This is a genomic window from Flavobacterium macrobrachii, assembly GCF_014486675.1.
In the GTDB taxonomy this organism is placed as follows: Bacteria; Bacteroidota; Bacteroidia; order Flavobacteriales; family Flavobacteriaceae; genus Flavobacterium; species Flavobacterium macrobrachii.
Map to the genome: position 1 here is coordinate 25,161 of NZ_JACTAC010000033.1, position 9,519 is coordinate 34,679.

10 protein-coding genes are annotated in these 9,519 nt (G+C 32.6%); 2 read left to right on the top strand and 8 right to left on the bottom strand.

The annotated features are described in order from the left end of the window. The first annotated feature begins 64 nt into the window (after window positions 1-64). Window positions 65-433, top strand: coding sequence for a hypothetical protein (locus tag IAI56_RS08865; RefSeq protein WP_187657537.1), 369 nt, complete (start codon window positions 65-67; stop codon window positions 431-433). 55 nt (window positions 434-488) lie between these two features. Here the strand turns inward: IAI56_RS08865 and dtd are convergent, their stop codons facing one another. From dtd to IAI56_RS08895, 6 genes are all read right to left on the bottom strand, one after another. Then, window positions 489-941: a D-aminoacyl-tRNA deacylase gene (dtd, locus tag IAI56_RS08870; RefSeq protein WP_187657538.1), complete on the bottom strand. Its 453-nt coding sequence runs from the start codon at window positions 939-941 to the stop codon at window positions 489-491. Between the two features lie 66 nt (window positions 942-1,007). Beyond that, on the bottom strand, window positions 1,008-1,985 hold the full coding sequence (rsgA, locus tag IAI56_RS08875; RefSeq protein ID WP_187657539.1) for a ribosome small subunit-dependent GTPase A: 978 nt from the start codon (window positions 1,983-1,985) through the stop codon (window positions 1,008-1,010). 186 nt (window positions 1,986-2,171) lie between these two features. After that, window positions 2,172-2,696 (bottom strand): hypothetical protein, encoded by a 525-nt coding sequence (locus tag IAI56_RS08880; protein WP_187657540.1) that lies wholly within the window; start codon window positions 2,694-2,696, stop codon window positions 2,172-2,174. 83 nt (window positions 2,697-2,779) lie between these two features. Continuing rightward, window positions 2,780-3,862 (bottom strand): bifunctional 3-deoxy-7-phosphoheptulonate synthase/chorismate mutase type II, encoded by a 1,083-nt coding sequence (locus IAI56_RS08885; protein ID WP_187657541.1) that lies wholly within the window; start codon window positions 3,860-3,862, stop codon window positions 2,780-2,782. A gap of 40 nt (window positions 3,863-3,902) precedes the next feature. Beyond that, window positions 3,903-5,051, bottom strand: coding sequence for a pyridoxal phosphate-dependent aminotransferase (locus IAI56_RS08890; protein ID WP_187657542.1), 1,149 nt, complete (start codon window positions 5,049-5,051; stop codon window positions 3,903-3,905). A gap of 152 nt (window positions 5,052-5,203) precedes the next feature. Continuing rightward, window positions 5,204-6,031, bottom strand: coding sequence for a prephenate dehydratase (locus tag IAI56_RS08895; RefSeq protein ID WP_187657543.1), 828 nt, complete (start codon window positions 6,029-6,031; stop codon window positions 5,204-5,206). Between the two features lie 391 nt (window positions 6,032-6,422). On the opposite strand from IAI56_RS08895, the gene gldA reads away from it, so the two are divergent. Then, on the top strand, window positions 6,423-7,322 hold the full coding sequence (gldA, locus tag IAI56_RS08900; RefSeq protein WP_187657544.1) for a gliding motility-associated ABC transporter ATP-binding subunit GldA: 900 nt from the start codon (window positions 6,423-6,425) through the stop codon (window positions 7,320-7,322). 173 nt (window positions 7,323-7,495) lie between these two features. Here gldA and IAI56_RS08905 read toward each other — a convergent pair whose 3' ends face one another. After that, window positions 7,496-8,248: a GIN domain-containing protein gene (locus IAI56_RS08905; RefSeq protein WP_187657545.1), complete on the bottom strand. Its 753-nt coding sequence runs from the start codon at window positions 8,246-8,248 to the stop codon at window positions 7,496-7,498. 10 nt (window positions 8,249-8,258) lie between these two features. After that, a complete protein-coding gene (locus IAI56_RS08910; protein WP_187657546.1) occupies window positions 8,259-9,353 on the bottom strand; it encodes an acyloxyacyl hydrolase in 1,095 nt (364 codons plus the stop codon). Between the last annotated feature and the right edge of the window lie 166 nt (window positions 9,354-9,519).

The window sequence follows — 9,519 nt, forward strand, 5'->3', positions numbered from 1 at the left end:
AACAAAAGTTAATTATTTTTGATAGGGTATAAATCAAGTAGTTATTAATTTTAATTTATTTATCATGGCAACACGCACACCAGGAAGAATAAAACTTCCAACAAACGTATCAGAATTATTAGATTTAGCTGATAAAATTTATGAAAAACACCGCTCCGATGGAGCAGCATCGCCTCTAAATGCTCAGCAAGACTATGATTGGTCAATTGAAGGGCCAAAAATTGTTCCGTGTAAAGAAAATCATTATAATGCTGAAGAAGCCGCTCGATTAGCCGAAAGATATTATAAAGATAGAGATAATGATTTACCAGCTATAAAAGCAATAATTCAAAACAGTGCACAGTTATTAAAAAGTGTATATGCTAAAAATCCAAAAGTTTTGGGCGATTATGGTTTTATAGTTGATGATAGTATACAGGTTAAAAAAGGCTAAGAATACTTGTGTTTTTGTTGAAAAAGGTAAGCTTAAAATTTGGGTTTGCCTTTTTTTATTCCTTGTTTTTACTGTCAATAATTATAGTAACTGGACCATCGTTTAGAAGGGCAACTTTCATATCGGCACCAAATTGTCCTGTTTGTATTTTTTTGCCTAATTCGGTTTCCATTTTTGCAATGAATTTTTCATACAATGGAATGGCAATTTCGGGTTTTGCGGCTTTGATATACGACGGACGATTTCCTTTTTTGGTTAAGGCATGAAGCGTAAATTGGCTAACGATAATCATTTCGCCATCAATGTCTTTTAGCGATAAATTCATCACCTGATTTTCATCGTCAAAAATTCTGAGATTTACAATTTTGGAAGTTAACCAATCGATGTCTTCCTGATTATCAGCTTCTTCAATTCCGAGTAAAACCAATAATCCGCTGCTGATTTCGGCAACGATTTTGCTATTAATGGTTACTGATGAATGAGTTACTCTTTGGATAACGGCTTTCATTGTAATGGTGAATTGTGAGTTGTAAATGGTGAATTCAATTAATAATTTATAATTAACAATTCACAATTATTTTCTTGTTTCATCGCTTGCAATTCTGTCATCGTTGTAAACATCTTGTCGGTAATGTTCTTCATCGCCTTCAAGAATTTTTAGATAGCTGTTGTAACGTGACCACGCAATTTTATCGTTTTCTAATGCTTCTTTTACAGCGCAATGAGGTTCTTCTTTATGAAGACAATTGTTGAATTTGCATTGATCTTTTAGTTTAAAAAACTCTGGAAAATAATCGCTGATTTCTGCTGATTCCATATCAACAATTCCAAAACCTTTAATTCCTGGTGTGTCAATAATTTTTGCATCAAAGGACAAATCATACATTTCGGCAAAAGTTGTAGTGTGTTGACCTTGCTTGCTTTGTTCGGAAATATGTTTGGTTTTTAAATTCAAATTGGGTTCCAATGCATTTACCAAAGTCGATTTTCCAACACCTGAATGTCCAGAAAACATACTGGTTTTTCCAATCATCATTTCTTTTAATTGCTCGATGCCTTTCTTTTCAGTAGAAGAAATTCGCAGGCATTTGTATCCAATTTCAGAATAGATATGTTGCAGATACAATTGTTCGTCGAGCATTGCTTCATCAAAAGTGTCAATTTTGTTAAAAACCAAAACGGCTTCAATGCCATAAGCTTCGGCAGTAACAAGAAATCTATCAATGAAACTGGTTGTTGTTGGTGGATTGTTAATCGTTATCAAAAGAAAAACTACGTCAATATTCGATGCAATAATATGAGTTTGTTTGGAAAGATTAACTGATTTTCTAACGATGTAATTTTTTCTATCGTGGATGTTGTGAATTTGTCCAACGGTTTCGTCGGTAGTTTCGTCAAGTTCAAAATCTACCACATCACCAACCGCAATTGGGTTAGTGCTTTTGATGCCTTTCATACGAAATTTTCCTTTGATACGACATTCAAAAAACTCGTTATTTTCCGTTTTTACAGAATAAAAACTTCCGGTAGATTTATAAACTGTTCCTGTCATGAAAAAAGTTAGAAGTTAGATGTTAGAAGTTAGAAGTTAGAAGTAGATTTCTATTTATAACTAATAAATTTATCAATTACAAAAATAGAAAAAAGAGACAAGAAGTCTTTATATTTATCATGTTAGTTTACATAAAAAAACCGTTTAAATTGATTAAACGGTTTTTAAATAATTTTAAATTAAAAATTAGTATTTGTAAGCAACTCCTTTTTTAATTGCTTGTGAACCACCAAGAGTGTTTGAGCTTGCTCCAACAGTAGTTTTGTCAGCTGTTAATAAGATAAAAGGACATCCTAGCTTTGCAGCTTCCATTTTTAATTTCTTTTCAGCTTTTTTGTCACCTGTGTTACCCGTTTGGAAGTTGATTAGTCCTGTTTTTCCTCTAACTTCTTCACCTTTTTTCAAGCCAGCGATGTATGCTTTGTCTTCTAGGATAACTACTTTTTCCCAGTCATCTTCACCATTAATTACAATTTTGTCAGTAACTTGTTCAACACGACCACTTTTTCCATAAACAATTTTTTCTACTGCATATTTACTAATAGTATTTTCTGCATCTTCACCATCATATTTAAAAATGATAGTAAATTCTTCAAGTTTGATAACTTTACCTTTTACAACTTCTCCATTGTGTTTAGTAATCTCATCAACTTGAGCATTAATTGTGTTAACGCCAAGCACAAGCATTAACATGAAAATAATTTTTTTCATTTTTTTAAATTTTATTACGATTGTTTTTATTGTTGCGCAATTATACAAAAAATATGTTATTAGTAATTGTTTTTATGTTAAAATTATCCGTTTATAATTTTTTCCTGATGGCTAATGCTTTCTTGGTGAATGGCTTTGAATATTTTTAGAATAAATTCTTCGCTCAAACCTTTTTCTTCGCCGTCTAAAATCATTTTTCCGAGGATTTCGTTCCAACGTTTGTTTTGAAGTACAGCAACGTTTTTTTCTTTTTTCAAAGCACCAATTTTGTCTGCAACTTTCATTCGTTTGCCTAAAATTTCCAATAATTTGGCATCATATTCATCAATGTCAACTCTAAATTTAGTTAGACGATTGGTGTAATCATCTGCATTGTCGGTTTCTTTTCGAATACGTAAATCTTTGAAAATTTGTTTTAAAACCGTTGGTGTAACTTGTTGAGCTGCATCACTCCAAGCATTGTCAGGATCAATGTGAGTTTCAATAATTAATCCGTTATAGTTTAAATCCAAAGCTTGTTGAGACACTTCTTGTATCATGTCTCTTTTTCCAGTAATATGCGATGGATCACAAATTAATGGCAAATCAGGAAAACGATTTTGTAGCTCGATGGCTAGTTGCCATTCAGGAATGTTTCTGTATTTGGTTTTTTCATAGGTAGAAAAGCCTCTGTGAATTACGCCAAGATTTTTAATTCCAGCATTATACAGTCGTTCAACGCCACCAATCCAAAGTGCCAAATCGGGATTTACAGGATTTTTTACTAAAACAATTTTGTCGGTATTTTTTAAAGCATCAGCAATTTCTTGAACGGCAAACGGATTTACTGTTGTTCGTGCGCCAATCCAAAGTACATCAATCTCGTGTTCCAAAGCCAGTTGAACATGCGCTGCATTGGCTACTTCAATTGCCATCAATAAACCCGTTTCGGCTTTGGCTTTTTGCAACCATTTTAAACCAATGGCGCCAACGCCTTCAAATCCGCCAGGACGTGTTCTTGGTTTCCAAATTCCGGCACGAAAAATTGAAACATCGGAATTTTTTAGTTCGTGAGCAATTTTTAAAACTTGTTCTTCAGTTTCAGCGCTACATGGTCCAGCGATTACTAATGGATGATTTAGATTAAAATCATCGAGCCATTTTTTATTTTGGGTTGTAATATTCATAGTATTGTATTGGGTGTAAAATTAGTAAATTCTTTAGGTTTTAATTGGGAAATCTTTTAATTGCTTCTTCAATTTTTTCTTCTGATACACAGAGCGAAAAACGAATGTATCCATTTCCATTATTACCAAAAATGGTTCCGGGTGTTATAAAAATGTGTTTTTCGATTAAAATGCTGTCAATGAATTCTTCTGCTGAAATTCCTTCGGGTAATTTTGCCCAAACAAACATTCCAACGGCGGTTTTACTATACGTGCAATTTAGTTTTTCGGCTAATTGAAAAATTAAGTTTCTTCGTTTTGTATAAATTTCATTTTGATGTATAAACCAATTATTGTTTAGTTTTAATGCTTCGATTGCGCCTTTTTGAATTCCATAGAACATGCCACTATCCATATTGCTTTTTACTTTTAGAATAGCATCAATTAGTTTTGGATTTCCCAAAACCATTCCAACGCGCCAACCAGCCATATTGTAGGTTTTTGACAAAGAATTTAATTCCAAAGCAATGTCTTTTGCTCCATCAATTTGTAAAATTGACAACGGATTTTCGTTTAAAACAAAGCTATAAGGATTGTCGTTTACAATTAAAATGTGATGTTTTTTGCCAAAAGCGATGAGTTTTTCAAATAATTTCAATGTTGCATTAGCACCAGTTGGCATATGCGGATAAGAAACCCACATAATTTTTACATTGGATAAATCCATTTGTTCCAAAAGTTCAAAATTAGGTTGCCAATCGTTTTCTTCGGATAAATCATAATACATAGGTTTTGCCTGAACCAATTCGGTAACGGAAGCATAGGTTGGATAACCTGGATTTGGGATTAAAACTTTATCGCCAGCGTTTAAAAAAGCCAAAGAGATGTGCATAATTCCTTCTTTGGAACCCATTAATGGTAGAATTTCCAAATTGTAATCTAACGAAACATTAAAGTGTTTGGAATAGAAATCTGCAAAGCCTTTTCGAAGTTCGGGTAAACCTTGATAGCTTTGATATTCGTGAGCTTTGTCGTCAAACATGGCGTTTTGAATAGCTTTAATAACTGATTTGTCTGGCGATAAATCGGGACTTCCAATTCCCATATTGATAACGTGTTTTCCTTCGGAAATGAGTTGGCGAACTTCTTTCAATTTTCGTGAAAAGTAGTATTCCTGAACGCTATTTAGTCTGTTGGCGGTTTGTATCATATTTTTTAAATTTTAATGTTAACTTCAAAATTCAACTTCAATATCAATTTCAAAAATCAAGTTCAATTTTAATATTAAAGGTTTTTTTGAAGTTGAAGTTGCTTTTTGAAGTTGAAGTTGCTTTTTGAGGTTGAAGTTGACTTTTGACCTTGTTATTGTTTTCCTCTTTTGTATTCGCCCAAAACTTTAAAATGAGTTGTCATTAAGGCTAGAATATTTTTTGCTTTTTCATAATGTTTATACTTTTCAAAAATCACATCAACAAAAAATGAATATTTAAACGGTTGTTCGATAATTGGCATCGATTGGATTTTGGTTAAATTCAATTTGCAGTTATTCATAACGTTCAGAACGGTTGCTAAACTTCCTGGCGTATCGTCGAGTTCAAATTTTATCGAAGCTTTATTAATTTCTTCTTTTGGAAGTTCTTTATTGGTCGTTTTTACAACTACAAATCGGGTTTTGTTGCTTTGAACGGTGTGAATTCCTGAGGCAAGAATTTCTAAATCATACAATTCGGCAGCAATTGGAGCAGCAACAGCGCCAATTCCTGTGAGTTTTTGTTCTTGAATTCTGCGAGCTGTTTCGGCAGTATCGCCACTTTCGACTAATTTGATATGTGGAAATTGACTAAAGAAAACTGCACATTGCAATAAGGCAATTGGATGAGAATGTACTTCTTTAATGTCTTCAATTGTTTGACTTTTTAGCACCATCAAATTCATATGAATGTTGAGATAATGTTCGCCAATTATGTGTAAATTATTTCGGTCAATCAAGGCATAATTTGGAATTATTGAACCTGCGATGGAATTTTCTAAAGCCATAACGGCTTTTTGAGTTTTGTTTTCGGTTAAACTTTTTACTAATTCTTCAAATGACATGCATTCGTCTAAATCGTATTTTTGCTCAAAATATTCCTGAGCAACCTGATGATGAAATGAACCTTTTATTCCTTGTATAGCGATTTTTGTTTCCATATTTATTTTAAATTATTAAGAGATTAAGTTTCATTAAGCAATGCGATGCTTTTTTTTATTAATTTCTTTATGATGTAATTTTAATTTTAGTCAAAAAAAAATCCCAACTTTCGTTAGGATTTATATTACTGTTGTTTTTTGAAATTTATTTTTTCACGTAACACAATACTAATCCCTTTTTCTGTCCGAAGAAGAAATAAAAGAAATAGTTATGAAATGTGTTAAACTGTATCATTGTTCTTGTTTTGTTTTGCTAATTTAGAAAAATAAAGTTTAGGTTTTACATTGATGATTAAAAAAAGTTACGGAAACGTTTTCGTAAATATCATAAAAAGTAGAAATCTTCGTTATCTTTTTATTAATTATTACATTTGCTCAAAATAATTTAGGTATGTCAATAGAAGTTCAAAATATTTCAAAAAGTTATGGTGCGCAAAAAGCGTTGGATAATGTTTCTTTTTCGGTAAAAAAAGGAGAAATTGTTGGTTTTCTTGGTCCAAATGGTGCGGGAAAATCTACTTTGATGAAAATTTTGACAACATATATTACGGCAGATGAAGGAAAAGCCGAAGTTAATGGAAACGATGTTTTGGTTAATCAAAAATCGGTGCAGCAATCGGTTGGTTATTTACCAGAACACAATCCGTTGTATTTAGATTTGTATGTTCGTGAATATTTGGGTTTTAATGCTGATGTTTACAAAGTATCGAAATCTCGAATTGAGGAAGTGATTGAATTGACGGGTTTATCGCCTGAAAGTCATAAAAAAATTGGACAACTTTCTAAAGGTTATCGTCAGCGTGTTGGTTTAGCAACGGCTTTGTTGCACAATCCTGATGTTTTGATTTTGGACGAACCAACGACTGGATTGGATCCAAATCAGTTGGTGGAAATTAGAAACGTGATTAAAAATGTTGGGAAAGACAAAACGGTTTTTCTTTCTACACATATTATGCAGGAAGTGGAAGCGATTTGTGACCGAGTGATTATAATTAATAACGGAAAGATTGTTACTGATAAAAAGCTGGACAAATTGGTTTCTGAAGTTACTACGCAAGTGATTGAAGTGGAATTTGACAAAGCAGTTAATGAAGAATTGTTTGCTAAACTTTCTGATTTAATAAACTACAAAAATACACAAGGCAATGTTTGGGAATTGACTTTTGAAACGGAAGTTGATATGCGTCCGAAATTATTTGACTTTGCTCACGATAATGGTTTGAAAACACTTCAAATTAGTTTGAAAAGTAAAAATCTTGAGGAAATTTTTAGAGAGAAAACTAAAAAATAGTTCTCAGTATTCTGATTATAGCCCTGATTGTAGTGAAAAGCTTTTTGAAATTTAAATCCAATTTTTTGTTGCTATAAAAAAGCGACCAAGGGATCCCGAAGCTTCGGGACTTTTTATTGCTTACAAAAATGGCTTGAAATGAAAAAACTTGTAACGGAAAGCAGGATTGGCTTCTAGTTATAAATCACTTTTCCTTGATATAATTCTTCTATTTCGACTATTGGCGGAGTATTTTTTAGGATAACGTTTCCTGTGCTGTTTAGTATTCCTGTGACTTTTTGGATTGGTTTTACAATCATATCGTTTGAACCTCTGTGATAGATTTGCATAAATTGAGCTTCGAAATTTTCGGTTTCAATTCGTCCATCGCCAAAATAGAAGTTGAAACTGGCGTTTTCTGTTTTTCCAGTGATGAAAAATCTAGAAACGTTGTTGTTGTGAATTTGCAGGTTTTGGTTGTCTATGTTGAGGATGAAATCGCCTGTTCCTGCACCAGTTTCGCCATCAGCATCTTTGTCGAAGGAAATAAAACTCAAATCATTAAAAGTTAAAATGCCATTGGAACTGATGTTTCTGTCGGTTTTTGAGTAAACTTCTTCGAGTGTTGGCGTTGTAACAAGGATTTTGGTTTTGCCATATTGTCTAACCCAATTGCAACTGGTTTGGTCTTTAAAGATGAGTTGGTCCCCGTTTTGCTTGATTTCGATATTGTCGATGAAATTTTCTCCTGCAACGATTTCTACTTTATAATTCAAACCTTCAGTAATGATAACTTCAATTCCTTTGTAGACTTTGATTTTTTTGAAAGCTTGAACGGGAATTTCTTTGGTAACTGTTTTTCCGCTACTTTCAATGCAATCGCTTGGTTTTTCGCAGGCAAAAACGGTAAAAAAAAGTGCTACTATATATAGGTATAATTTTTTCATGATTTTTTGCTTAAATTCTATATCCAATTCCAAATTCTAAAGCTTCGGCTAAAAACAAATGAGTTTTGATGGTAAAACCGCCAAAGAAGTTGTCGCTGAAATAATATTTCATCCCAACTCTATCATATATAGGTATGTCTTTTTTGAAAGGTTGATAAACGTAATAACCAATTTGGGCTTCGAGCGAAATTCGGTTGATAATAAGTTCGTGACCAACAAAAACACCAACACGTTTGTAATCGGTGTTTCTAGAAATACCTTCTTCAGGATAAGCCACCGAATAATAGGTAATGTATTCTTCGATGGATTTGGTTAAAAATAATTCGGTACCAAGTTGAAGAGATGATTTTCGGTTTATGCGTTTGTCGGCATAAAAACCTATGTGATAAAAAGGAAATTGACCACTGCCAACGATTGGGTTTTCGTTAATTCCAGTTCTCAAAACAAAATTATATCGTATAGGCGATTTATAATTTTTCTTCTCAAAAGTCGTATCAACTTTACGGACAAAGTTTTCGTCTAGGTTGTAATTCAAACCAATATTCAATAAATAAGTATTTATTCCGCTGTTTGGCGATTTCACTCTTCCGTTAGAATAATGCGTGAACAAAATTCCAGCATGAAAACCAATGTTTTTAAATAAATTCTGACTGTCAAAGCTCAAACCAACATTCGTGTTCGCTATAATTCTACTTCCAAATGCTTTGTTTTTACTATTTTCAACTTTGTCATAAGGATTTGTAGATAAAGCAATACCTTGTCCAAGCTTAAACTGCAAATTCCTATTTAAGAAATAAAAGTTATACAAAGCCCCAACCGAATAATTCTCGCCAAGCGAACTGCTCCTAAAATTCTGATATAAAAAATAACCACCCAAATCCGGATAATTATATGCTTTGTGCCATTCTTTCGAACCATCCGTTTTCTTCAAAAAATTAATCATCACACCATTCGGATGACCATTAATCAAATGATACATATCTTCCGTATGAGGCAAAGCATTTCCTTTTAAATAGGAAACCTCAATCTTATCTACAAAATTTCCATTTTGCCCAAACGAAATACAAAAAGAAAAGGCAAACAAAACATCGAAATAATTTTTCATCTTCAAGCTTAATTCTGGCAAATATAAAATAATACTACAAAAACACATATAATGTACACAAGTATAAAAATTTACAGCGATACATTTGTTAGTATTTTCAAGCGATATTCCCGTTTTAGCTACAATCTTTTTGTTTTTTTTGTGATTATTTGGGATAAAAAGGGGA